The following is a 24919-nucleotide window of genomic DNA, read 5'->3' as shown; positions in this document are numbered from 1 at the left end:
CTACCGGGTGGGGCCTTGGGCGCAAAGGCCAAGGGGGTTCACGCCGTTGAAGCGGCACCTCACGCCTGTTCGCCCGCCTGGCATTACTCGCATCCGCCACTGGTGAGAGGTACCCGCAGCCAACCGACGGTCGCGTCCCGCCTTCCATTGCCACAGGACCCTTCATGCCTGACTCCGTGCTCACCTCCTCTGAGACGCCCCCCACCGCGAAGCGGCGGCTATCGCCCTCACGGCGACTGAAGGTGCTGCTGACGCTGGCCATCGTCGCGGTGATGGCGCTGTCCTGGCTCGATGTGCTCGACCGTGCGACCCAGCGCCAGGTCGAGGGCGCCACTACCCAGGCGCTGCTCGCCTTCGCTGCCGCCCGCGGGCTCAATGCGGGCATCTCGGTGCTGCAGTCCACCGAGATGGGCGTTGGCGTGTCGACCCATCCCTTCGAGGCGCTGGACCCCTTCAACGACCTGGTGGAGGACTACGCCAGCGTGATGAAGCTGGCCATCGGCTCACTGATCGGCCAGACCCTGCTGCTGGAAATCACCGGCTCGCTGATGTTCAAGATTGCCTTGAGCCTGGCCGGTGCCTTGCTGATCCTGTGCCTGTGGCGAGATTGGCGGCTGACGCCACTGGCGTGGAAGGCCTTCGCACTGATCGGACTCGGCCGGTTTCTGCTGCTGATGACACTGGTGGCCAGCACCCTGGTGGACCAGGCCTTTCTCGATGAGCGCACCAGCGCCAGCATGGCCGAGGTCCAGGGCCTGTCCGAAGAGGTCCAGGCCACCGGCCTGGCAGAGGCCGGCGATGCCCTGACGCCACAGCAGCGCGAGCGGCTTGAGGCCGAGATGTCCGATACCGACCAGCGGCGCCAGCAACTGCGCGAATCGCTGATCGAGACCAATCGACAGATCGGCAAGGCCGAGGACGCGGTGGAACAGAGTCGCGGTCGGCTGTCGCTGTTGACCGCCCGGCTGAGTCTGACCGAGCGCCTCAACCCCTTCCACGACAACCCCGAGATCGAGCGCCTCGAACAGCAGCTTGGCCAACGGCGACAGCGCCTGGCCGAGCTCACCGACGAGCGCGAGAGCCAGCTCGCCGAGCTCGCCGCCGTGGACCGCGAACGCGACACCCTGCGCCGCCGCCTGGCGGGCGAGGACCCGGACGAAGGCCTGTTCGACAGCCTGGCCGAGCGCATCGGAGCCCTTACCGACGGCCTCAGCATCAGCGCCATTCAGAGCCGAGTCGAATCCGGCACCAACGCCATCCTCCAGTTGATGGCGCTGTTTGTGATGCGCACCCTGGTGATTCCGCTGCTGTTTCTATGGCTTGGGCTGAAGCTGTTCAAGGGGCTGTATTCGCGGCCCGGGGCATCGCTTCGCCTGCCGCCACCCAGGCAGGAGCGAGTGATCCATCCGCCGCCCCAGGCAGACGTCGAGTCGCGAGACTGAACGCCGCCCCCTGGAAGCCTAGGCGCCCTGGAAGCCCTGAAGCACCTTGGCCACATTGACGCCGATCTCTTCCACCGCGTAGCCGCCCTCCATCAGGATGACGCTGGGCAGGCCCAGGCTTGCCAGCCGACGCCCCATGTCGAGGAAGTCATCGCTCTTGAGGCGGAAGCTCGAGATGGGGTCGCCTTCGAAGGTATCGACACCCAGCGACACCACCAGAAGGCTTGCCTGCTTGTCGCTGATCTCGGCCAGGGCAAGCTCCAGGCGCTCGCGCCAGGTGGCATAGTCGGTACCCGGCGGCAGCGGATAGTTGACGTTGTAGCCAAGCCCCGGCCCCTCGCCCTTCTCGTCGGCGTGGCCGAGATAGTAGGGAAAGCACTGGTCCGGGTCGCCGTGGATCGACTGGGTCAGGACATCGTCACGGCCATAGAAGATCTGCTGGGTGCCGTTGCCGTGGTGGAAGTCGACGTCGAGGATCGCCACCCGAGCATGACCATCGTCGAGCGCACGCTGGGCCACGATGGCCGCATTGTTGAAAAAGCAGTAGCCACCGAACTGATCACTGGCGGCGTGATGACCCGGCGGGCGGCACAGGCCGAAGCTCGGCTGGCCGCTGGAAGCGGTGTGCTCGTAGGCCGACAGCGCCACGTCCTTGCTGGCCATCGCCGCCTCGAAGGTGCCGGGGGAAATCGAGGTATCGCCACCGAGGGCATAGTAGCCGAGCTTGCCGCCGACATGGCCGGGAATACGATCTTCGCGCATGGTGCGTGTCGGCCAGATGGTGGGGATGGCCTCGCCGCCGTGACCGGCGGCCTGCCATTCGTCCCAGCAGGTCGAGAGAAACTCGACGTAGGCTGCATCATGCACCGCAAGCACCGGCGCCAAGCCGTGCTCCCTCGGCGCGGCCACTGGTCCGACACCACTGTCACGGAGCCGTGCGAGCACCAGGTCGACCCGCTCGGGGCACTCGAAGGGGGTCATCAGCTGGCCATCGTGGAGTTCGGTCCTGGCACGACGCAGCTTGGTCGCTTCACTGTGGTACACCTGCATGCTTGCATTATTCCTTTTGTTGACCGGCGACGGGTTGACCGACAACGCCTTCAGCGCAAATCGGCCGAACGTATTGTGCCGCCGGGCCCGTCAACAAGGGAAGCCCGGCGACCGGCGCCGGGCTTCATCATCAAAAGGCTTTTCTGTCAGGCCTCTTGTCAGAGCTTGTCCGAGGGCTTCTCAAGTGGTCGTGCGTGACGGTGGCTCAGCCCTGCCCCTCGAGCTGGCGTTCCAGTTCGCGACGCACGTTCTCGTCCAGCGACAGCGCGGTGCCCAGCTCGTCCAGCCAGGCACGTTCCATGGCATTCTGGTCGTCGATCACCGCGGCGCTGGCCAGGTACATCTCCCGCGCCGCCTGGGGCGAGTCGGCCTGACTGGCCAGGGCTTGGGCGTCCAGCGGTGCCTGGAGCTGACGCTCGACCCAGGCATGCAGCTCATCATCGGCCCCGAGCTGCTGAATCTGCTCGCTGATCAGGGCGCGCTCCTGGGCGTCGATGTGGCCGTCGGCCCGGGCCGCCATGATCACCGCCTGCAATACCTCCAGGCTACGCCGTTCCTGGGCCTCGCCGCCGAGCTCCTCCAGCGGAGCCCCTTCACCGGATTGAGCCCCCTGAGACGCGGGGGTGGCCTCGTCACCGCCACGGGACTTCTGCCAGGCCTTCCAGGCCAGCATGCCGACGCCGGCGATGGCGCCATACTTGATCGCCTTGCCGCCCATGCTGCGGCCGCGCTTGGACCCCATCAGCATGCCCAGCGCACCGCCGCCGAGCAGGCTCTTCATGTCCATGCCGCCGCCACCGCTGGACGACGACGATCCCCCGGACAGCTGGGACGAGACGCTGTTGATCAGCCCCTGCACGTCGAAGCCGCCCTTGCCGGAAGACGAACCGCCGGAAGACGAACCGCCGGCCTGTTTCATCAGTTGGTCGAGCAGGTACTTGGCATTCATATCGCACTCCTCCTTGGTCGATGGTCATTGGAAAGCTCGACGACGGCGAGGTTCCCTGGATACGAGCCGCCATCTCGATTCAACCGCGGACAAGGGCCCATGGCGTCACCATAGACACTGGCACTAGCCTTGGCATCCTGTTTTGTCCTCGCGGATCGAGTCCTCCTGAACGCAAGAACCCGCCAAGCGAACTTGACGGGTCCTTGTCCAGCGGCGCATCCCGCTGTCGGCTCAAATGTCGGCCCGGGATCAGCGTGCCATCTTCACCATCTGGCGGTTGACGAACTCATCCATGCCATCCTTGCCAAGCTCACGGCCGAAGCCGGAGCGCTTGACGCCACCGAAGGGCAGCTCGGCTTCGCTGCCGGGCGGCTCGTTGATGTGGACCATGCCCACCTCGAGACGATTGGCCAGCTCGAGCGCTCCCTCGGGGTTGGAGGTCTGGATCACTGCACCCAGGCCATAGGGCGTGTCGTTGGCCAGGTCGATCGCGTCCTCCAGATCGGCGGCGCGGTAGACCACAGCCACCGGTCCGAACAGCTCCTCCTGGAAGATGCGCATGTCGCGGGTCACGCCGGTCAGCAGGGTCGGGGCGTACCAGGCGCCAGCGCGATCCAGGCGCTTGCCGCCGGTGACCAGGGTCGCGCCCTGGCGGATCGCGTCCTGGACCTGAGCATCCAGGTTGGTAAGCGCCTGCTCCGAGGACATCGGTCCCATCACGGTATCGTCCGCCATGGGATCGCCGACCTTGATCTGCTCCACCGCCTCGCGGAAGGCCGCCAGGAAGTCATCGTAGACGGCGTCGTCGACGATGATCCGCTTGGCCGCGTTACAGGCCTGACCGCAGTTACCGAAACGCCCCTGCACCGCCTGCTTGACGGCCTGTTCCAGATCGGCGTCGGGCAGCACCAGGAAGGGATCGGAGCCCCCCAGCTCCAGCACCACCTTCTTGAGCTGGCGACCGGCCTGCTCGGCCACCGCCGCGCCAGCACGCTCTGAACCGGTCAGCGACACGCCCTGCACCCGTGGGTCGGCGATCAGCTCGCCCACCTGCTCGTTGCTGGCGTAGAGGTTGGTGTAAAGCCCCTTGGGCGCCCCCGCCTCGGTGAAGATGTCCTCGATGGCCTTGGCCGATTCCGGGCACTGGGGGGCGTGCTTGAGCAGGATGGTGTTGCCGTTGAGCACATTGGGCCCGGCAAAGCGCGCCACCTGATAGTAGGGGAAGTTCCAGGGCATGATGCCCAGCAGCACCCCGAGTCCCTGCTTGCGCACCTCGGCCTTGGCACCGCCGGTGACGATGGGCTCCGGCTCCAGCCAGGCCGGGCCGTTGTCGGCGTAGTAGCGGTAGATGTCCACCACCACCGACATTTCGCCCAGGGCCTGGGACTTCGGCTTGCCCATCTCGCGCACGATGATATCGGCGAGCTGGTCACGACGCTGTTCGTGCAGGTCGGCGACCCGGTGCAGCAGCGCCGCACGCTCGGCGGGGGTAACGTCACGCCAGGCCAGATACGCCTGATGCGCCGACTCCACGGCCTTCAGAATCTCGCCGTCGCTGGCGTCGGGGTAGGTGGCTTCGACCTCTCCGGTCGCCGGGTTGGTAACCTTGTAGTGGCTCATGGCTGTCTCTCCTTGCGGCATGGCTGTGCGACCAGCCTTCGCATGGCGAAGGCTCTCGGCAGATTCAGGGGGCTAAACAGCATAGCGCCGGCCCGCCACGGTGGACAGGAGGATTCGACCAGAGTTCGGCGTGGCTGCCGAACAAATTTCTCCTCCCGAGGACTGTCGACGCTTCAGTGATCCCCGTCGCCACGCGCCGTTGCAAACTCCTCGGTGTCGATATCCGCCTGCTGGGCCTCGCTGTAACGCGCACCGACCACCTGGTCCGGCGTCATCATGGCGTTGATCAGCGCAAGCGTGCCGGCATCCAGCGTCAGCGCCTCGGCAGCCAGGTTCTCTTCCTGGTGGGCAGCGGTACGCGATCCGGGGATCGGTATCACGTCCGCCCCCTGCCCTCTCAGCCAGGCCAGCGCCAACTGGGCGGGGGTGCACTCGCGCTGGTGCGCCAGTGCCTCGAACTCGGCCAGCAGGGCGAGATTGCGCGGGTAGTTGTCGGCACTAAAGCGCGGCATGCCTCGGCGCATGTCGGCCTCCTCGAGCCTGGCGGGGTCACGCAGGGTACCGGTCAGAAAGGCGCGCCCCAGCGGGCTGAACGCCACCAGCACGGTATTCGACTCACGGCAGGCGTCGAGCAGCGCGATCTCGGGGTTGCGCGTCCACACCGAGTACTCCGACTGCACCGCCGCGATGGGATGCTCCTGCCGGGCCTGCCTGAGCGTCGCCGCCGACACCTCGGACAGCCCGACCCCGCCGATCTTGCCTTCCTGCTCGAGTCGTCCAAGTTCTCCCACGCTCTCCTCGATCGGCACCTGACGATCCCGTCGATGCAGGTAGTAGAGATCCAGATGATCGGTCTTCAGTCGCGAAAGGCTTTGCTCGCATTGGCGGCGCAGCGTCTCAGGCCGCCCGTCGATGCGCTTGGCACCGATCTCCGGGTCGAAGGCCATGCCACACTTGCTGGCCAGGAAGACCTCTTCACGGCGACCGGCAAGCGCTTGCCCCACGACTCGCTCATTGGCCGTCTTGCCGTAGAGGGTGGCGGTATCGAAGTGGCGGTAGCCCACCTCGAAAGCGTGCTGCAACACCCTGACCGCCTCGGCTTCCGGCAACGGACTGCCATAGGCGTGGGACACGTTCATGCAGCCAAGGCCGATGGCTGACGCCCGCAACCGCTCGAGCCGACGAAGGACGTCTGACATGCAATCTCCCGATCATGTTGATAAAAAACTGACAACCCACATCGAAACGACGGGATTTCCGCTTCTAAGCGTCATCGACAACCACTACTATCGTATTAGCTCGATTCAGCATACCTGTTTAAGGCTACACCAGTATGCCCGCGAGACGGCCATCGTTTCTGGTAACCCGGAAGCGATTCCCAGCACATAACGATAACCCCTAAAAAGGATAGACAACGCAGTGGACAACCTATCGATTGGCGTGGACATCGCCACCAGCCTGGCGATCCTCGGTGCCTTCGTGTCCTGGACGCTGGACAATCACCGTCAGCGGCGCATGGCTCGCGAGGTCGGCATCAATGACCAGGCCCGCGCCATCGCCGTGACCAAGGTCCAGGAAACCACCATCCAGCTGTCAAAAGACTTCAACAGCATGATCACCAACGCCGGCAAGATCGAACGACGCCTCAACCGGCTGTGGAAACAGGATGGTGTGGATGCGGTCCAGCGGCATATCGAGCAGAACGACGACTACCTGGAAGAGGTCGGCGAATACCTGCAGGCGTTCAAGGACGAGGTCTCGCGCTACTACGAGAGCTGCCACGTCCACAAGTACCTGCTGTTCCCTGTCCTCGGCAGCCTGCCCGAAGGCGACGGCATGGTCGCCAGCATCAAGAGCGACTTCGACGATATCGCCCGCTGCCATGACGAGATCAACTCAGGCTACGCCCACCTGCTGCGTGAACTGGAAGGCGCAGTCAAGATTGCCAGCCGGCTCGCCAAGGTCGACGAGCAGGATCCCGAGCACGCCGCCCTGAAAAAGAAGCTGGTCAACGCCGTCAGCAGCATCGCCTACGACCCCGACTACAAGGAGTTCATCCACTACTTCATCCCCGACGGCCAGGAAGAAGCCTTCTACCGTGAGTACGACAATCGGGAGATCCAGGACCAGGAGCTGAGTGGCGTGGTCATCGGTAACCTTTACGGCACCCTGATCAAGCGCCCTGCCCGCGCCCAGGCCATGTGCCTGCTGCTGGCACGCCAGTCGATCCAGCGCACCCGCACCGAATGCAAGGAGGTGCTGTGTTCGCTGAGCGCCGTCGCCAGCGTGCTGCTGTCGCGCAACGAAGAATCCACTCTCTCGGCGGAGATCGCCAAACTCAAGTCCGATGACTACTTTGCCCTGGATCGCGAGATCCGCTAGGCATGGCAGTATCCGCCTGGGCGAGGAAGAGCCGAGACGAGAAAGACAGGTAGGGGCGCCGAGCAAGGCGCTCCGCTGTGTAAACAGGAAGTTCCTGGTATCGCAGCGCGGGCGGCGCATCAGACCGGCGAATGCCACATCGAAGGGGCACCTCAATACCGACCCACAAATGCGGGAATAAGGAATACTCAGCGCAAGATAGCAGACACGGTTGTCCCACCTCTTTGCACCACTGTTGTGTAACAGCGGGATCAATGAGGCAGAAGGTCCTTAAGAATCAAAGGCATGGCCTGAAATGGAGGCGGCCCCGACAGCCACATCCCGGCACACGCGTCCACCACTACCGTTGCTCCCTTCCGGGCCTGGCGGGGTTTGCGGTCTAGCGTTGCGGGAGGACCGACAGGGCCACCACAGCAAGGCGAGCTCGACAACAAGGAAATGTCGACTGCCTGAAAACGTCACCGGGCAAGGCCTGAAAAATCAGCCTCTTGCTCAGGACGCGGGCACTATACCAAGGTCATGCCCGGGCCACAAGGGCAAACCCAGTAGACTTTGCCTCAACAGTCATGCAGCGCTCGAAATGTGAGACTTCTACACTGAAGCTGTATGGTGGAAGCACCTTAACGCCTGGGAGCTCATACTCACCAGGCGTCACTTTTTGAGGATGACGACCACGAACAACCAGCACTATTACGCCCACCAACGCCCATTCCAAGGAGGCGCTGCATGAACAAGGATCCCAACAAAGGCTACATCGCACTACTCGGCTGGAGCCTGAACGCCATCGAGGCCGCCGAGAATTTCGACCGTCGCTACGTTGTGGTGGCCCCGGACTGGGCCGAGGACTACTGCAAGCAGCACGATATCCCCTACGTCTCCTGGAACTTCGAACGGCTCAACGACCGCTCGCTGGAAATCGCCGAGACCCTGCGCGACATGGGCGTGGACGTGTCCATTCCACTGTTCGAGGAAACCGTGGAGTGGGCCGGAGCGATCAACTCAGTGCTACTCGACAACCCGCGCCTCTACGGCCAGTCGCTGCTGCTGCGTGACAAGGCCCTGATGAAGCGGCGTGCGCAGCTCGGCGGTATTCGCGTCGGCATCTTCGAGGAAGCCCACGACCACCAGGACGTCATCCGCTTCCTCAAGCGGGTCAACCAGACCCTGCTCAAGCTCGACGGTGACCCCAACGACCCGATCCACCTCAAGGCCTTCGACAAGGCTGGCTGCCTTGGACACCGGGTGATCCGTACACCCGACGAGGTCGACACCATCCCGGAAGAGGAATTTCCGGTGCTGATGGAATCCCACCTGGACGGCTGGGAGTTCGCGGTGGAGGCCTGGATCCATGATGGCAAGATCGCCTTTCTCAATATCTCCGAGTACGTGACCCTGGGTTATTCGGTGTTCGTGCCGGCCTCGCCGGAGCTTGAGCGCTACCGCGAGCAGATCCGCGTGCAGATCGAGAAGCTGATCAAGGCCTTCGACATCGATTTCGGCCTGATCCACCCCGAGTACTTCGTCACCAGCGATGGCGAGATGTACTTCGGCGAAGTGGCCTATCGTCCGCCCGGCTTCAAGGTGTTCGAGCTGCTCGAGCGGGTCTATGGCTTCAACGCCTACCAGGCCAGCATGCTGGTGTTCGACCCCAAGACCACGCCCGAGGAAGTCGCCGAGTTCTTCCCGCGCGAAGTGGTCGACGCCAACGGCTTCGCCGGCTGTTTCGGGGTCTATCCGCGCCGCCGTGTGGTCAGCCGTCTGGAAATCCCGGAGTCGGTGGAAGACCACCCCTACTTCGAGTCACACGAGCTGACCGCACCTCTGGAAGAGACCGTCACCAAGCGTACCGCCTTCGGTACCCACTGGGGCCTGGTCTACTTCAAGGGCGACGACGCCCATACCTTGCGCGACCTGTTGAAGGCACAGGAAGACGAGGACTACTACATCTAGGCCTGCCTGTTAAGCGCTGCCCCGTCGGGGCAGCGCCGCCGGATTGGCGACGCCGCCGCCCGAGCATGCGTATACTGGCGTCGTCCGCTCGACGTGACACGACTCGACCCCCTGATGTAGGGACTGCTGCCGGAACTCCTCCGGGAGCCAACTTCAGGACGACAAGGAGCCGGTGTGACCAACCCAGACACTCCATCCCCCGCGGATAACGACAAGCTTCGGGGCCTGCTGACCAAGCTGGACGACGCGATCGCCAGCCTTGGCGAGTCCCGGGAGTTCGCCAAACCGGCCAAGCTGCCTCGGGTCATCGATACCTGCCGCCGTGTGCTGATGCAGCCAGGAGGCTGCGCGGAAATCGAGCAGCGCGCCGAAACCCTCGAACAGGCAGGCCTGTTTCTGGGATCGGACTGGGCCAGTCCGCATATTCTGATCCCCTCCCTGACCACCCAGTCGCTCAAGAGCGCCGATAGTTCGCTGGTGGTTATCGAGGCCTTGAGCGAGTTGCGCATGCTGGCAGTCGCCAAGGGACGCTATCGCCACCACCTCATTTCCGATGAGGGGGCCCACCACTACCTCACCCAGGTCATGGCGATCAATCTGCCGCTGCTGTTTTCCGCCCCGTCGGAGGCAGAGCGTGAGACCCAGGGCCGTCTGGCCGAGATTCCCCGCCAGCTGTTTCAGTACCTGGCCGAGCGCATCGGCTACGAACACGTCATCGACGAGCTGATCAGCGAGATCTGGCGGATCCTGCAGCAGCGCCCGATCCAGGTCGATCCGGTCAAGCAGATGATCACCCAGATCGCCCTGTGTCAGGCCAACCCCGAGATCGACCTGGGCGCCAGTGGCCAGGGCGCGGACCGCCTGGTCAGCTCGCTGTTCGGCCCGACCCAGGGCTGCCGTGAGGACCCCGGCATCGAGGTCTACCGCGAACGGCTAGCCAGCATGGACGCGAGAGGCCTGCAGTACGAAGCCAGCGGTTTTGCCAGAGCGATGCACGACACCGGCCTGGTGTCGCCCTATCACACGGTACTGCTGCGCCACCTGCTCGACTTTGGTGACAACCTGCTGTCCGAGGCGCTGGGGCTTTCGTCCACCGGCCGCGATTGCCTGCTGTGCTACTGCGATCTGGTCCACACCATGGTGCGCACCGCCATCTATCCAGAGACCGCCCAGGCCGTCTATGGGCTGGCACTGACCCTGGAACGTGGCATCCTTTACCAGCCACCGGTGGCGCCGGCACTGTGGCGGCAGCTTGGCCTCAAGCTATCCGACTGGTCCGAGGCGCGACTCCACGCCGCCTTCGGTGATGGCGTGTCCTATCGGGCCCGCCTGATGGAAGGTGTGCTGTGCATGCTGGGCCTTCCATTGGGGGTCGGCCAGGGCAACAACCCGACCTGCCAGTCGGCGCGGGCGCTGTCCATGTGGGCCTACAACGACCCGGACTATCTGCTGCAGATGGTAGCCTGGGCCGCCCGCGACGATGAGATCCTGATGCACTTCGAAGGCCAGCCGATCTCGTCTCAGGAGAGCCTCTCCGGCGTCGCACAGACCCTACCGCTGGACCTTGATCCAGTGTCGCTGCTGGTGGTGCCGCATCTGGACCGTATCTACGCCGAGATGGGGCGTCGCTGCCTGGGTCGTGAGGGAGACCCCCACCGCTGGGTCAACCCGGAATTCCATGGCTGGTGGGCAGGACGCGGGTTTCGTATCAATGTCGACGTGGCCACCGGCCAGCTCACCGACCTGGACACCTTCCTGCGCCATTTCTATGCGAGCTACCACCCCTACTACAACGGTAACCAGCCGCTGATTCACCCCCAGCCCGCCGGCATCGCCGTCACCGACAGCGCCGGGCGCTTCATCGGCTGGCATGCCATCACCGTGTTGCGGGCCTCGCTGGATCCGTCGGGACAGATGCGCATCTACTTCTTCAACCCCAACAACGATAGCGGCCAGGACTGGGGCATGGGCGTGAAGGTCAGCACCTCCAGCCACGGCGAGCGCTTTGGCGAGGCCTCTCTGCCCTTCGAGCAGTTCGCCTCGCGTCTGTACATCTACCACTACGACCCGCTGGAGCACGGCGAACTGGCCCAGGTCGACCAGCAGGAACTCGACCGCGTCGTCGCCATGATTCAGGAAAGCTGGGGCGCCGACCGCATCCCGGCAGGTGGCCTACAGGCCGACGAGGGCGTCTAAAACGCCACTGGCCCGGACTTGAGGGGAAGAATGCTTCCTTCCGCCAAGTCCGGGCCAGTGCCCTTCCCTCTACCTGTGTAAACCTTTTTGAATCGTCGTCCAGACACAACAGACACCGACCACACGGTGTCAGAGGACCTGCTACCCTCGCCGCCACCCGACTCGGCTTGCCGGGACTGCCGGTGCATGAATGTCTGGATTCAAGGTCGTCTAGCGCATTAACGTCGCCATCATGCGCTTACCACGTGCAATTCTCAGCTAGCCATTGCTGAAGGGTCGCTTGCCAGTCGACCATACATCGCCGAGTCAGAGACAATGCCGTTGACTTCCCAACGCTGCCTCAACAAGCCTTCTCGGGAAAACCCGAGTCTCTCAAGCGCTTTTGCAGAGGACTGGTTGTCCGGGTCAATCTCTGCCTCAATTCGACGAAGCCCCAGTGAATTGAAACCATACTGAATTAATGCCTCTCCTGCCTCACCAATGTAACCCCTTCCCCAAGCAGAGCGACCCAACCCAAATCCGATCTCGGCACGCCTGGATTCCTTGTCATAGCTGAACAACATACATTTACCAGCCAGCTCACCCGTAGACTTCAGATATACGCCAAGTACGAGCGATGTTTGACGTCGCATCGCATCATTACTCGCATTAATGAAGTCAATGGCGTCCTGAATGGTTTCCCAAGGCGCAGTATTCCAATACCGCATAACCTCAGGATCAGAGGAAATTCCCAGCAGGCTGTCCGCGTCCTCAATTGCTATAGGCCTAAGTGCCAATCGTTCAGTTTCCACAACTGGAAAAAATAACTCTTTCGACATTCACCTCTCCACTTTTGCGTATAACGCTAAGCAAAGCGGCGCCACTTCAGTGGCAGCCAACGACCCCGTACTGATGCGATTCGTTATGCAGTGATCTGTTGCACAAAGCCGGACTCATCCCGAACTCCAACTCGGTTGCCATCAGGATCACTGATATTGATGGTTCTTCCCCATGCACTCTCGGTAATAGAAGCTTCGATGCCCCATGACCTAATTTCCCTCAGCGCATCTTCCAGGTCATCAACGTTGAACCGCAACTTGAAACTGCACTCTTTTGGCGACTTGATTTCCTTCTTCGCCTTGCCCCCCTGTTCAACCATCAGGTAACCGCTTCCATACTCGAAACAGGCTAGTTTAAAGCTATCCTCATTTTTTTCGAACAGCGGAGGAAGACCAAATAGGTCGCGATAAAAAGCAACGCAATCCGAATAGTTTTCGGAGTTCAGGATGATTCCGTAACGGGACACATTTGCGTACACAATTCCCCCTACTGCTTGACGTTTAGCGTACCGGCGAAATATGGAGCGCAGCGACAAATCTTGCCCGCGTTCACGCGGTGGTTAGGCGAGTTTACTCCATATCGAAAAGATAACCGACATGTCGACCACAACATGGAAGGAATGGGAAGTGCTCAACCTTCTTGCGGCTTCAGCCACTTGTCACACCGCAACTAAGCCTCATTAAATGCGTGCTCGCAGCTCAAACACTTAAAATTATCAAGAATATTCTCGTCTACTGCCCTACCCGTCATCGCTCCAGCCGTGGCACCTACTGTACCTCCTGCCAAGGCACCAGCGATAGCTCCCGCCACTGTACCAATCGAGGCTCCCGCTGCCGCACCAAGAGGGCCAGCAATCAAGCCAACTGCCGCACCTGCCTTTCCTCCTGCAGCAGCGCCAGCAACGGCGGTTGCCGCCCCACCGGCTGCTCCACCCATCCCCCCGATGGTAGCCCCCGCTCGCTTTCCATAATTCCGCTTGTCAATCTTTAAAGATCCACACTTTGGACACTGCATTGTCACTCTCCTTCTGCATAACGCCCAGCGTAACCGGTTGGCTTTTCAGCGTCACCGGAAAAGCCAGTCCGCGTTGATGCTATGGTTAGGCTCTTATTCATGAAGCCATGGCGCATAACTCAGACCTACCAACACTCCCTCGGGGCTCATAAACCTTGCAACTGTCTGCCCCCAGGGTTCAGCCCGGGATTCATGAACGAACTCCTGCCCCCTTTCCTTCAATTCTTTCACTGCCGCTTCCACTGCAGCTGCGTCCGCCAACTCAAATTCAATTGTAGCTGTCGGCTCAAGAACATGGTCAGGCCATTCCTCCTGCCCAAAACAAGATTGGGCCGCCATAGCGAGGGGCCATACCCCGAAATGATTCGCTCCTGGGAATTTATCCATGAAACGATAATCGTCCATCTTTTCTAGCGGCAGACCTAGCGCATCCTCATACAAGGACGTACTTGCCGCAGGGTCTTTGGTAATTGATGCAAAGCCTGCAATACACTTGATTTCCACTCAATTCCTCCGTGGCTCATGGAGCCTAACACCTGAACTCAGGGGCATTTGCGCTTTGCGATAGCAAGCGGGTGTCGGGTCAAACGTCCCCTGCAGCAACTGGTTAGGCCGCACCGGCTCAACCTTTGATGATTGTGAAAAGAAGCGCGACGATTCATCGGCGGCCTATTCTTCAACACGGCTCGTGGGGTCACGATCTTGGGTGTAGCGCCGGACAGATGGAAACGCCTGCAACCAAGACTCTCGACGGCTCGTCCAGAGTTCGTAGGTCGGGGTTAGTTGATCAGGAAAGTCCAGCGAACCTAGATTGACCTCGATTTCATCTGCGCTGCACGAATAGACCGATGAGCCGCATTGTGGGCAGAGATGACGCTCCTCATAGTTTCTGGTCTCGCCATCGATCATGACTGCGTCTCTGGGAAAAACGGCGGAAGCGTGAAAGAGGGCACCATGGTGCTTGCGGCAGTCAAGACAATGGCACAGGCCGACGCGATAAGGCTGGCCTGACGCCATAATTCGAACGGCACCACATAGGCAACCACCGTTGTATGTGGCCATTCATTGCCTCCAGTGAGCAGTACGCATCCGTGCGGCCTAACGCCTGAGATAACCGGCATGCGTAAGCATGTCCGAGTTGATTGATTTGTTAGGTATCTTCACCTTCATGCCCCTCTAGGTAAACAGGCAAATCATCGCCTAGTTGAAACCAGGACAACTTATATTTAGCCATAGTTAAGTCCTTTGGTGGTAAATTCTCAGGGTCATCCAAGGTGCAGGTGGTAACATCAATAGACGATGGTGATTCAGTAGAACTGAAGGTTAGTGGTGTACCGCAGTCTGGGCAGAATGTACGAGTACCATGAGCGGAAGACTTAAATATTGAGGGACTGCCACTAATAAAATGGAAGTCTTCAATTGGCACCGTGAACCAAGTGACGAGTGGAGCTCCACTGGTACGGCGACAAATAGAACAGAGGCAATTGGTTTCGAAGCTGGGTGAATGGCCAGCCTCGTAGATTATATTGCCGCAGAAGCAATGACCCTTTAACATAAGGCTACTCACTGATGCCTAACATTTTTAATCGTAGGCGTGCTCAAATTTTCCGCGACTAGTTCCGCAAAGTCCCCGATTATCTACTTGAAATCCCACGGGTGGTTTCACTTCTCCGTCAATTCGCGAAATCTGAAAACGTGCATGCTCATTTTTTCCGATAACCGTGCCGCATATTGCTTCGAGGCTTTTCTCTATGCTTTTTGTTTTTCCAACTAAAACCTTGAGACTATGCGCATTAAGTGAGCACCCACTTTCAGCATTCCCTGCCGGCCCTCGGCGTGCAGCCAGATATACTGTGTATAAATCCATTTTAGTACGAGCGCTGCGGCCCCATCAGGAGACCCTTGCTGGCCTCCCCCACAGGGCAATCAGTCGTTGTAAATCAGGTGGCGCGAACATAGCGGTGGGGAGCGGCGACACAAACCGTTCGAGCACCCTACCGGGGGGACATGCCATCCGTGCAAGTCTCTCCCTGAACATCACGGTGGCGACGTCATCGCTCTCTGTCGGGGAGATATCACAAGTTTCGTAAGCTGGGACTGGTGCTGCGCGTTGTGTGACATGACGTATTTGAAGCCAAGGTTATGGCTTTGGCTTGTCACCTGATTCCGTCGTTCGATCAGCATTCCCTCGCCGTACTGCTTGTCTCGCCGCCACTTGTCGCAACTCCGTACAGAACCTGACGCCTTGTGCAATCCTAAGTAAGCTTGTTGGTTTTTAGCATAGCCTGCGATCCTGGCCATTTCGACCGGGAGGTGGCGCTAAAACTGGATAGTCTTCCTACGGTGTGAGAGCCCAGGCGGTGTCGAAAGGCGACGATAGCTAGCCAGAGGCGAACAACAGGTTAGCGAGTAGAAACTGACAGAATATGATGGAAAGCTGCGGGGACGGCTGTGGTTGACGGCTCAAAGCGCTTGAGACTGGTGTGCGCCCCCACGGGGGCCTCGCCGTGGCATAATGCGCCGGCATTTTCTGCTTGAACTCTAGACGGCCCGACCAAGGCGCCACAGGAACACCCCATGCCACGTCTCGACCAACTCCTCGTCAGCCAAGGCCTGGTTCGCTCTCGCACCCGCGCCCAGCGTTTGATCCGCCACGGCCGTGTCTCCCGCCGGGATGACGGCAAGGTATTGACCCGCCCCGGGGAGAAGTGCCCCGACGACCTCGCTCTGGTGGTCGCAGAAGACCCGGAGGAGCGCTATGTGTCCCGCGCCGGACTCAAGCTGGAGGCGGTGCTCTCGGCGTTGGAACTGTCACTGGATGGTCGCCTGGTGCTGGACGTGGGCCAATCCACCGGTGGCTTTACCGACTGCGCCCTGGCCGCCGGTGCGCGCCACGTCATCGGCATCGAGGTGGGACACGGGCAGCTCGACGATAGCCTGCGGGGCGACGCCCGCGTCAGTTGCCTGGAGGGGCTCAACGCCCGCCACCTGAGTGAAAGCCGCGAACTGGCGACGCTGATGGAGAAAATCGGTCGGCCGGAGGTGGCGGTGATGGACGTGTCCTTTATCTCGCAGACGCTGATTCTGCCGGAGCTGGCGACGCTGCTGGCACAGGACGCCCTGCTGCTGTCGCTGGTGAAGCCCCAGTTTGAGCTGGGGCCTGGTGCGGTGGATCAGCGAGGCGTGGTCAGCGACCCCCGCCGCTACGCCGAGGTCGAGCAGCGCATCCGCGACTGCTGCGCCTCGGTCGGCTTCGAGATCCTGCACTGGCAGGAAAGTCCGATCCTCGGTGGCGACGGCAATCGCGAGTTTCTGCTACAGGCCCGTCGGCGCTAGCAACGGGCCTTACAGCAGACCACGTAGCATCACGCCGGTGGCCGTGGTCGGCCGCCCTTAGCGCCCGCCGGCGTCTCCGCCCCCATCGCTGCCGCCGCCATCCCCGATACCGACGTCACCCGGGTCACCCTTGGCCCCGGGGGGCGGGTGGCCTTCCTGAGGGTCGCCCTTGACCCGATGCACGCCCTTCCACACGTCGCGCTGCCCCGAGCGTCGAATGTGTACATCGAGCTGGTCGAAGGCGATACGGATGCCATGCTCGGAGAACATGTCGCCGATGCGGCCATTGAGCTCGTCGGTGGCCAGCAGTCGATCCCCCAGGGCATTCACGTAGATGCGCAACTCGTACTCCATGGTGCTGGCGGTGTAGGCCATGAAGTAGATCTCGGGGGGCGGGTCGGACAGCACCCGCTCGTTCTCCTCGGCGGCCTGCTCTAGCAGGCGATGCACCAGGCTGCGATCGGCGTCGTGGCTGACCCCATACTTCAACGTCACCCGCGTCACACTGTCCGACAGTGACCAGTTGATCAGCTGGTCGGTGACGAAGGTCTTGTTGGGGATGATGATCTCCTTGCGATCGAAGTCGGTGACCGTGGTCGCGCGGATACGAATCCGGCTCACCGTACCGGTAAGGTTGCCCAGGGTAATGGTGTCGCCGATGCGTACAGGCCGCTCGAACAGGATGATCAGACCCGAGATGAAGTTGGCAAAGATCTCCTGAAGACCGAAACCGAGACCCACACCAAGAGCCGCTACCAGCCACTGCAACTTGGCCCATGACACCCCGAGTGCGCCCAGGGTCATCACCGTACCGGTGCCGACGATGGTGTAGGACAACAGCGAACTGATGGCGTAGGCGCTGCCCTGCTTGAGCTCCAGGCGCGACAGCACCATCACCTCGAGCAGACCCGGCAGGTTGCGCGCCAGCATCATGGTCACCCCGGCGATGAACAAGGCCACCAGCACGTCGCCGACACTCAGGTTGTCCTCAAGCGCCTCGCCACCCTCTCCGGTGGCGCCTTCCACCAGGGTGACGTTGTCGAGGTAGCCGATGACCCCGAGGAAATCGGTCCAGACCAGATACAGCAAGGCGGCGAAGCCGATGGTCAGCAGCAGCTTGGACAGCCTCAGCGACTGCTGGTTGACCTGCTCCATATCCAGCGGCGGCTCTTCGACGATATCGAGGCCACGGTCGTTGTCGTCCTGGGCCAGGGCTCGCCGGCGAGCCAGCGCACGACGATAGGCCAGACGCCGGGCAGCCACCGCCAATCCGCGGACCACCGCTGCCTCGACCAGGATCCACACGCCCAGCAGGTACAACGAGATCACGAAGCGGCTGACCAGACTCAACGCCGAGTAGACGTAGCCATAAAGCACGGCACCACCCAGCACCACCGGCACCATCGCCAGCGCCAGCCCCAGCACCAGACGAAAGAGCTTCACCCCGAAGAAGGGGGTGTGGGCCATGATCAGCTTGCTGAGCGCCACGCTCATGCCGATCAGCCCCAGCAGCAACAGTCCGAGCCCCAGCGGGCGCTGGTTGAAGGTCACCGCAGCGTCCCTGGCAAGCGGCGCGATCAGCAGCACCGGCGCCATGCTGACGCCAAGCCACAAGAGCCACCAGCGCAGCTTGCCCACGTACTTGACCGGCCAGTGGAAATGACGTGTCGCCACGCCGTCGCTGACCAGCAGGCGACGCGACCAGGCGACCACGCCCCAGGCCAGTGAAAGCTGCAGTACGGAGTAGCCGACATCCGCTGCCACCTCGGAGCCACCGAGGGTCAACAGCAGGCCGAAGGCCACCAGACACAGCGGTCCCGGTGCGGCCACCAGGGCGTTCAGCGCCACCGCCTTGGGCGTATGCAGCTGAGAATCGTAGCGAAGTCGACCGATCTGGTCGTGCAGGGTGACCAGTCGACGCATGATCGCGCGCCTGAGCGCCAGCAGCAGCAACACCACCAGCAGTACCGGGACCGCTACCCAGGCACCAGGCCCCGGCCAGCGCCAGTTGTGAGGCAGGATCTGGCGCCACTCGCCTTCCCGCCACTCCATCATCAGGTTCTGGGGGATCTTCATCAGCCAGCCGAGATCGATGGGCCTGGCGTTAGCCACCCAGAACAGCTGTTCGTCGATGCTGGTGCGCAACTGCGCACTGATGTCGAGCAACTGCTGCTGGTTGAGCTGCATATCGATGGCAGCCGTGAGGATCTGACCGTAGGTGGGCTCTAGCTGGCTGATCAGCTCACGCCGAGAATTGAACAGCTGCACCAGCGGCTCCACCAGGGGCTCGGGCTCGTCCACCTCGGCCTGCGCCAACACCTCCCTTGCCAGTGCCTCCGGGGAGCGCAAGGCGTCGCGTTCGCTGTCGAGTTCGAACTGCGCCAGGCGTACATCGGCGATCTCGTCACGCAGGCCCGGCCGTGGCTGCACTTCGGGCAGCGATCCGCGCTGCTCACGCAGGATGCGCGACAACAGTACACTGCCGCGCACCGCCTCGATGTTCTGGGTCAGCCCCTGCTGCAGGCGACGCACCCGTTCGAGCTGGCGACGCACTTCGAGTCCGTCACGCACCAGATCGTTGGCTCGCGAGGTGGCGTTGAGCAAGTCCTTGGAGAGCTGACGGTTGGTGGTCTGGGCCGCCTGAATCACCGGATGCCGTGAGATGGCCTCTGGCTCATCGCGTACCGCCTCGGCGATGGCCCGCTCGGTCTGCTCGCGGCGCAGTCGATCCAGCCGACCCTGCAGCGCGGAGACCCAGGCCTCCTCGCTTGCCGCCTCCAGTTTCAACAGCGCGAGGCGCTGCTGCAGCACCTCACGCATACGTGTATTAGTATTGAGCTGACGCTGGTGCAGCTCGAGCTGAGCCTCGGCCAGAGCCTGGCGCGCCCGCGCCGCCACCCGCAAGGGGGCATCTTCCGGCACGTCACGACGATTGAGGTCTTCGAGCTTGACCCTCGCCTCATCCATCTCCCGATTGGCCTCGGTGATGGCCTGTTGCGCCCGCTCCGGCAGCGTCTGGGCCCCCAGCAACTGGCTCTGCACACTGGTCAGGGTATCCTGGGTCGACTGCAGCACTCGGGTGGCGTCGCTCAGGCGCTGCTCGACGGCCGGCATCTTCAGCCCCTCGAGCTCAGCCAGATTGTGCGACTCGCCTTCTTCACTCTGGCGCAGCGCTTCCTCAAGCGCCGCCAGCCGTTCGGGTGCCTCCTCGATACGCCGCTCTAGACTCTCCAGGTCACGCTCGACCTCGGCCAATTTCTCCACCGCATCGATCGCCTCTGACAGCGCATCGATCTCTTCCTGCGCCGTGGCGCTTGGCGGATCGCTGGCATTGGCGACGCGCTCGTCAAGGCGCGACTGCAGCTCTTGCTTGTCCGGCAGCCTCTTCTCGGGCGCTTCCTGGGCCACCACCGCAGATACCGACAGCAGAGACAGCAGCAACACCAGCAAGAGGGGGAGTATTCGGAACAACGAAGAAGGCGAGCTGGGCATCTTAAGAGAACTTCCTGTCGCAGCGTGGAGGAGGCGAGATTCTCAACCCAGTGTGTCAGTATGGCAATCCAGTGCAAGATTCTTCCACGAAGTTGACTCGCTGCGCCGCCATGGTAGAACAACGCCTCCACCTGTCGAATGGATTCACCCTATGACCCGCCCCGCCGTCCGTTCCTCCCTGTTCCCTTCCCTGCTGGCGCTTGCCATCAGTGGACAGGCCGTCGCCGACGGCGGCCTGACCGACGCCGAGCGCGCGGCCAAGGAGGCGCGTATCGAGGCCCTGAAGGCTGAGCTCGCCAAGCTGGAAAATGAACTCGACGATGACGAGGCCCAGCGCGAGGGTGCACAAGCCGTGGCCGTCAGTAGCGCCGGTACTTCATCGACGGTCAACGCCGAAGCCCCCGACACCACCGGTCTGCCCGCCTCCGAGGAGATCGTTGCACGTGCCTCGGGCAAGCCCATCGAGGAGACCGTCGAGGAGCGTCGTCAGCTAGAGCAGGAGTCCGAGAGCAACCCGTTCTCGATCACCACCCACCGGCGCAACTACATCCTGCCGATCAGCTACAACACCAACCCGAATTCCGGCGCCTTTCGTGCCGGTGAAGACGATGCTGACATGGACAACACCGAACTCAAGTTTCAGTTCAGTGCCAAGTTCAACATCGCCGAGGACGTGCTGTTCGACAACGCCGACCTCTACTTCGCCTACACCCAGAAGAGCTGGTGGCAGGCCTACAACAGCGACGAGTCCTCGCCGTTTCGCGAGACCAACTACGAGCCTGAGTTCTTCATCGACTTCCAGAACGACACCACCCTGTGGGGCTGGACCAACGTCAACAACCGCATCTCGCTCAATCACCAGTCCAATGGCCGCTCGGACCCGCTGTCACGCAGCTGGAACCGGGTCATCGGCACCACTTCCTGGATCAACGACGAGTGGGCGCTGGCAGTCTCGCCGTTCTGGCGCATCCCGGAAGACGATAGTGATGACGACAACCCCGACATCGAGGACTACGTGGGTTATGCCGACGTCACCGTGGCCCGGCAGATGTTCGACACCCACGAAGCCAGCCTGCTGATGCGCGGCAACCCCGACGAAGGCAACTACGGCACCCAGCTCGACTACTCCTGGCCGCTGTTCGGCAAGGTGCGTGGGCACGTGCAGTACTACTATGGCTACGGCGAGAGCCTTATCGACTACGACGAGCGCGTCAATCGCCTGGGTATCGGCTTCAGCATGAACCCGCTGTTCTCGGCGGGCGGCTTCAATCCGTGATGCCGGCGGCGGCCAATTGTGCTTCTTTGCACAGTCGGCCGCCGGCCATTGCCGTGACTGCTATTCTGATGCGAGCATGAACGGGTAAAGATTCATCTTTGGTACCGTTAATCCACCTGCGTCAAAGGAAGACACGATGGCTACACGAAGCTCCAGCACCACCGCCAGCAAGTCCAACGCCAAGAGCGCTGCAAGCGACGCGGACACCAGCAGCTCCAGCGCCTCCACCGAGCAACTCAGGGACGACCTCAAGCAGCTGTCGAGCACCCTCGAGGACCTGCTGAGCGCCACCGCCGACGACTCCAGCGAGACCGTCAAGGAATGGCGCAGCAAGGCAGAGGCGCGACTGAAGGACACCCGTGCTCGCCTCGAAGCCACTGGAGAGCGCGTCTACCGTCAGACCCGCGACAGCGTCACCGACCAGGTCGATGCCTGTGATCGCTACGTCCACGACAACCCCTGGAAGAGCATCGGCATCGGTGCTGCCGTCGGCTGCATCGTCGGTATGCTGATCGGGCGGCGCTGATGGCAGACAGCCAAGGACCGGCACAACGGCTATTCGGGGCGGGCAAGCGGGTCCTCTCGACCCTGATCGCCACCGGCGAGACGCGCCTGCGTCTCGCCGTTCTAGAACTCGAGGAAGAACGCGCTCGACTGGTAACCCTAGCCCTATTGCTGGGGCTGAGCATGGTGTTGCTGATGCTCGGCATCGCCACCCTGACGGCCTTCGTCGTGGTGCTGTTCTGGAACTCCTTCCGGCTGACCGCCATCGCCGTATGCGCGGCGGTGCTTCTGGCAGGAGGCGTCGGGCTGGCCCTGGCGGCAATGCGCCTGGCACGCCGTCGCACGCTGCTGGTCAGCACCTTGAAGCACCTGGCACTGGATCGAGAGCTTGCCGAAGAATCGATGCGGCCGGACGTCGATGAGCCACATCGTCGATGAGCCGCCATCTTTCTGCCGACACGTCAGGGAGCAATGCCATGAGCCGCGATGACCGCCGTGCGAGCCCCTCTCGCGCCGAGCGCAAGGCCGAACTCGAGGCCACCATCGAACAGCAGCGGCTGGACATCCTGCTGGCCTCGCGCCGTTTCCATCTTGCCGGAGAGCGCATCGACGCCGGCTGGCAGGCCCTCAGTCGCTATCGCACGCCGGCCCTGCTTGCCGCCGGCACGGCGCTGATTCCCGTGCTGCGCCACCCCGGCCGACTGGCTCGCTGGGGTCGCAAGCTGGTGGTGACCGGCCTCGCCATCCAGCGCGTCAGGCGCCTGGTCAAGCGCTGACAGGACACCGCCCCCTCACTGTCCGGCCCTACAGCACCCAGCCCCTCTGCGCCCAGCCCCTCTGCGCCCAGACCTTCAGCGCCCCAACCTTCAGCCAAGAAAGGTTGTTGTTGCAGCGACTACCAAGACCGTATACAAAACAACGTCAATATCCCCTGGCGAACAACGCCATTCACTGCACAAAGCTGTGCTAAAGTCGTTGTTCTAGTTCATCAAATTCACGGGGCGAATTGCGATGCGGATGTTGTCGCTTTACAGCATCAAGGGGGGCGTGGGCAAGACGGCGTCGGCGGTCAATCTAGCCTGCGAAGCCGCCGCCTGTGGCCACAGGGTGCTGCTGTGGGACCTAGATCCCCAGGCGGCAACGACGTTCTATCTGAAGATCAAGCCCAAGATCCGCGGTGGCGTCGAGAAGCTGGTGAAAGGCAAGGCGGCCTTCAACAAGGTCATCCGCTCGACCAACGTGGATGGCCTCGATGTGCTGCCGGCCTCGCTGGACTCCCGCGAGATGGACCAGCTGCTCGAGCATCATGGCTCCAGTCATCTGCGTCAGATCCTCGGCAAGGTACGCGACGAGTACGATCTGGTCATCCTGGACTGCCCACCGACGCTGTCCCACATGTCAGAGAACATGTTCACCAGCGTCGACGCCCTGCTGGTGCCGGTGGTGCCTTCCACCCTTTCGCTACGCACCCTGGAGCAACTCGAGACCTTCCTCGACGACCAGGATCTGGTCTGCCCGCTGTGGCCCTTCATCACCCTGGCCGATCGGCGCCGCACCATGCATCGCGAGGTGATGGAAAGCTTCGGCAAGCGCTGGCCGCTGCGGCTGTCCAGCGTCATCCCGGCGGCCAGTGCGGTCGAGCGCATGGGGCTTGAGCGCGCCCCAGTACGCCACTTTGCCCCCTATACCCCAGCGTGCCGCGCCTACACCAGCCTGTGGAAGGAGATCGAACAGCGCCTGGCCTGATTGAACGGCCCGAGGCTTGTTCTCGGGCGCGCCCTCAGGGCCGCCCTGGGTCTTTTTCAGCGCTATTGCGGAGCCTTCATCAGTGTCACGGCCTCATTGATCCTGGCCTCGAGACGCTCCAGGCGCGGCTTGCGACATAGCGCCTGCACCCGTTTGAGGTTCTGCTCTGTCTGCGCCTCGTGATGCGCATGCAGCAGCATGAAACCGCGCAGGTGGCGAGGCGCGGTGGCCCTGGGTGAGGCCTGCTCGAGTGCTGCCTCCAGACGATCCAGGGTTTCTTCCTCGGTGTGCAAGAGCGCCGCCGTGGTCAGCACGTCGCCCCTCACCAGGTCGTCGTGGAGATCGCCAAAGGCATCCTGAAAGGTCTTCAGCTCTTCCTCGAGCTCGGCGAAGACCTCGCCCTGTTCCCGCCAGGGACGCAGCAGATAGCGCAGTCGCTTGCCGGTGATACGCGGCCGGTGCAGCGTCTCTTCTTCCTCGCGCCCTTTTACCGCGGCGAGTTCCTCAAGCCAGCCCTCACCAAGCCGGGCCAGCACCTGGGCCGAGGCGTCACCAAACCGAGGCTCCTTGCCGGCCTTGTTGCTGCCTTTTTTCTTGTCCTTGTTCTTGTCCTTCTTCTTGCTGTCCTTGTCTTTGCCCTTGTCCTTGAGAGCGGCCTTGCCGGCAGCCTCGCGCAGGCGGGTGTCGAGCAGCGGAAACCCCGCCACACTGGCGTCGATGGAGGCGTACTCCTGTTCCACCTGAGCCGCCAGGCGTTCCCGCCACCAGCCGATGGCACCCCGCTCCGGCGCTCCCGTCGACTCGGCCACGCTATCGAGCCAGGCCAGCATCACCTCACCGTCGCGAGCGTCGTTGGTGGCTCGCGCCAGCGCCGTCAACTGGCGCAACAGCGCCTTGTCGATCGCAAACCCCGGCTGATCGCCAAACTCCTTAATGGTGCTGCGCAGGCGCCTCAAGGCCACCCGAAAGTCGTGCAGCCCTTCGCTGTCCTCGGGGTCCTGGATGCGCGGATAGGCCTGACGAGCGTCATCGAGCATCTCAAGGATGACCGCTTCAAGCACCGTCCCCAGCCGCCGTTGTCCCAGCGCCTTGGCCATACACTCTCTCCTGAACAAGAAATAGATGATGCATTCAAGCGTAGCG

Annotated in this window: 22 protein-coding genes and 1 other RNA gene; 11 read left to right on the top strand and 12 right to left on the bottom strand. The window is 62.3% G+C overall.

The annotated features are described in order from the left end of the window. Positions 1 to 164: 164 nt before the first annotated feature. On the top strand, positions 165 to 1442 hold the full coding sequence (locus tag C6W88_RS11895; RefSeq protein ID WP_108132616.1) for a hypothetical protein: 1278 nt from the start codon (positions 165 to 167) through the stop codon (positions 1440 to 1442). 18 nt (positions 1443 to 1460) lie between these two features. On the opposite strand, the gene C6W88_RS11890 is transcribed toward C6W88_RS11895, so the two are convergent. The 4 genes from C6W88_RS11890 to C6W88_RS11875 all read right to left on the bottom strand — a co-directional run bounded on the left by C6W88_RS11890 (position 1461) and on the right by C6W88_RS11875 (position 6260). Beyond that, entirely contained in the window at positions 1461 to 2492 is a 1032-nt protein-coding gene (locus tag C6W88_RS11890; protein ID WP_108132615.1) for a histone deacetylase family protein, read from the bottom strand. Between the two features lie 205 nt (positions 2493 to 2697). After that, positions 2698 to 3441, bottom strand: a complete 744-nt coding sequence (locus tag C6W88_RS11885; protein WP_108132614.1) for a tellurite resistance TerB family protein — start codon at positions 3439 to 3441, stop codon at positions 2698 to 2700. 249 nt (positions 3442 to 3690) lie between these two features. Next, the gene (locus tag C6W88_RS11880; RefSeq protein ID WP_108132613.1) at positions 3691 to 5061 is read right to left on the bottom strand and encodes an NAD-dependent succinate-semialdehyde dehydrogenase; all 1371 of its coding nucleotides are present in this window, start codon (positions 5059 to 5061) and stop codon (positions 3691 to 3693) included. Positions 5062 to 5234: 173 nt separating this feature from the next. Continuing rightward, a complete protein-coding gene (locus C6W88_RS11875; protein WP_108132612.1) occupies positions 5235 to 6260 on the bottom strand; it encodes an aldo/keto reductase in 1026 nt (341 codons plus the stop codon). On the opposite strand from C6W88_RS11875, the gene C6W88_RS21370 reads away from it, so the two are divergent. Together C6W88_RS21370 and C6W88_RS11870 are read left to right on the top strand one after the other, a co-directional pair. Beyond that, on the top strand, positions 6259 to 6450 hold the full coding sequence (locus C6W88_RS21370; RefSeq protein ID WP_146164655.1) for a hypothetical protein: 192 nt from the start codon (positions 6259 to 6261) through the stop codon (positions 6448 to 6450). The genes C6W88_RS11875 and C6W88_RS21370 overlap by 2 nt on opposite strands. Before the next feature lie 30 nt (positions 6451 to 6480). After that, on the top strand, positions 6481 to 7443 hold the full coding sequence (locus C6W88_RS11870; protein ID WP_108132611.1) for a hypothetical protein: 963 nt from the start codon (positions 6481 to 6483) through the stop codon (positions 7441 to 7443). A gap of 305 nt (positions 7444 to 7748) precedes the next feature. Here C6W88_RS11870 and ffs read toward each other — a convergent pair. Continuing rightward, positions 7749 to 7845, bottom strand: an RNA gene (gene ffs / locus C6W88_RS11865) — signal recognition particle sRNA small type. A gap of 324 nt (positions 7846 to 8169) precedes the next feature. On the opposite strand from ffs, the gene C6W88_RS11860 reads away from it, so the two are divergent. After that, a complete protein-coding gene (locus tag C6W88_RS11860) occupies positions 8170 to 9393 on the top strand; it encodes an ATP-grasp domain-containing protein (RefSeq protein WP_045993197.1) in 1224 nt (407 codons plus the stop codon). Between the two features lie 174 nt (positions 9394 to 9567). Then, positions 9568 to 11589 (top strand): hypothetical protein, encoded by a 2022-nt coding sequence (locus C6W88_RS11855; protein ID WP_108132610.1) that lies wholly within the window; start codon positions 9568 to 9570, stop codon positions 11587 to 11589. A gap of 254 nt (positions 11590 to 11843) precedes the next feature. On the opposite strand, the gene C6W88_RS11850 is transcribed toward C6W88_RS11855, so the two are convergent. The 5 genes from C6W88_RS11850 to C6W88_RS22085 form a co-directional block, all read right to left on the bottom strand. Continuing rightward, a complete protein-coding gene (locus C6W88_RS11850) occupies positions 11844 to 12407 on the bottom strand; it encodes a GNAT family N-acetyltransferase (RefSeq protein WP_108132609.1) in 564 nt (187 codons plus the stop codon). 83 nt (positions 12408 to 12490) lie between these two features. Beyond that, complete coding sequence (locus C6W88_RS11845; protein WP_231498631.1) at positions 12491 to 12874, bottom strand: VOC family protein; 384 nt, start codon at positions 12872 to 12874, stop codon at positions 12491 to 12493. A gap of 641 nt (positions 12875 to 13515) precedes the next feature. Next, on the bottom strand, positions 13516 to 13926 hold the full coding sequence (locus C6W88_RS11835; protein ID WP_045993305.1) for a VOC family protein: 411 nt from the start codon (positions 13924 to 13926) through the stop codon (positions 13516 to 13518). 165 nt (positions 13927 to 14091) lie between these two features. Then, a complete protein-coding gene (locus tag C6W88_RS11830) occupies positions 14092 to 14484 on the bottom strand; it encodes a GFA family protein (protein WP_108132607.1) in 393 nt (130 codons plus the stop codon). 88 nt (positions 14485 to 14572) lie between these two features. Next, on the bottom strand, positions 14573 to 14977 hold the full coding sequence (locus tag C6W88_RS22085) for a GFA family protein (RefSeq protein WP_083970458.1): 405 nt from the start codon (positions 14975 to 14977) through the stop codon (positions 14573 to 14575). A gap of 1022 nt (positions 14978 to 15999) precedes the next feature. On the opposite strand from C6W88_RS22085, the gene C6W88_RS11820 reads away from it, so the two are divergent. After that, the gene (locus C6W88_RS11820; RefSeq protein ID WP_108132606.1) at positions 16000 to 16758 is read left to right on the top strand and encodes a TlyA family RNA methyltransferase; all 759 of its coding nucleotides are present in this window, start codon (positions 16000 to 16002) and stop codon (positions 16756 to 16758) included. A 57-nt stretch (positions 16759 to 16815) separates the two neighbouring features. Here the strand turns inward: C6W88_RS11820 and mscK are convergent, their stop codons facing one another. Next, on the bottom strand, positions 16816 to 20250 hold the full coding sequence (mscK, locus tag C6W88_RS11815) for a mechanosensitive channel MscK (RefSeq protein ID WP_045993307.1): 3435 nt from the start codon (positions 20248 to 20250) through the stop codon (positions 16816 to 16818). 151 nt (positions 20251 to 20401) lie between these two features. On the opposite strand from mscK, the gene C6W88_RS11810 reads away from it, so the two are divergent. The 5 genes from C6W88_RS11810 (at position 20402) to C6W88_RS11790 (ending at position 23776) form a co-directional block, all read left to right on the top strand. Then, on the top strand, positions 20402 to 21526 hold the full coding sequence (locus C6W88_RS11810; protein ID WP_108132605.1) for a phospholipase A: 1125 nt from the start codon (positions 20402 to 20404) through the stop codon (positions 21524 to 21526). Positions 21527 to 21662: 136 nt separating this feature from the next. Further along, positions 21663 to 22052 carry an ElaB/YgaM/YqjD family protein gene (locus C6W88_RS11805; protein WP_045993309.1) on the top strand — a complete coding sequence of 130 codons (390 nt, stop codon included), beginning with the start codon at positions 21663 to 21665 and terminating at the stop codon, positions 22050 to 22052. Next, on the top strand, positions 22052 to 22468 hold the full coding sequence (locus C6W88_RS11800; RefSeq protein WP_045993310.1) for a phage holin family protein: 417 nt from the start codon (positions 22052 to 22054) through the stop codon (positions 22466 to 22468). Before C6W88_RS11805 ends, C6W88_RS11800 begins: the two co-directional genes overlap by 1 nt. A gap of 38 nt (positions 22469 to 22506) precedes the next feature. Next, positions 22507 to 22806, top strand: a complete 300-nt coding sequence (locus C6W88_RS11795) for a YqjK-like family protein (RefSeq protein WP_045993311.1) — start codon at positions 22507 to 22509, stop codon at positions 22804 to 22806. A 235-nt stretch (positions 22807 to 23041) separates the two neighbouring features. Further along, positions 23042 to 23776, top strand: a complete 735-nt coding sequence (locus C6W88_RS11790; RefSeq protein ID WP_045993312.1) for a ParA family protein — start codon at positions 23042 to 23044, stop codon at positions 23774 to 23776. 62 nt (positions 23777 to 23838) lie between these two features. Here C6W88_RS11790 and C6W88_RS11785 read toward each other — a convergent pair whose 3' ends face one another. Further along, a complete protein-coding gene (locus C6W88_RS11785; protein WP_052704386.1) occupies positions 23839 to 24873 on the bottom strand; it encodes a CHAD domain-containing protein in 1035 nt (344 codons plus the stop codon). Positions 24874 to 24919: the final 46 nt, after the last annotated feature.

The organism is Halomonas litopenaei (assembly GCF_003045775.1).
Lineage (GTDB): Bacteria > Pseudomonadota > Gammaproteobacteria > Pseudomonadales > Halomonadaceae > Halomonas > Halomonas litopenaei.
The sequence above is the reverse complement of the archived record's forward strand: the minus strand, read 5'-3'. Positions and strand labels throughout refer to the sequence as shown.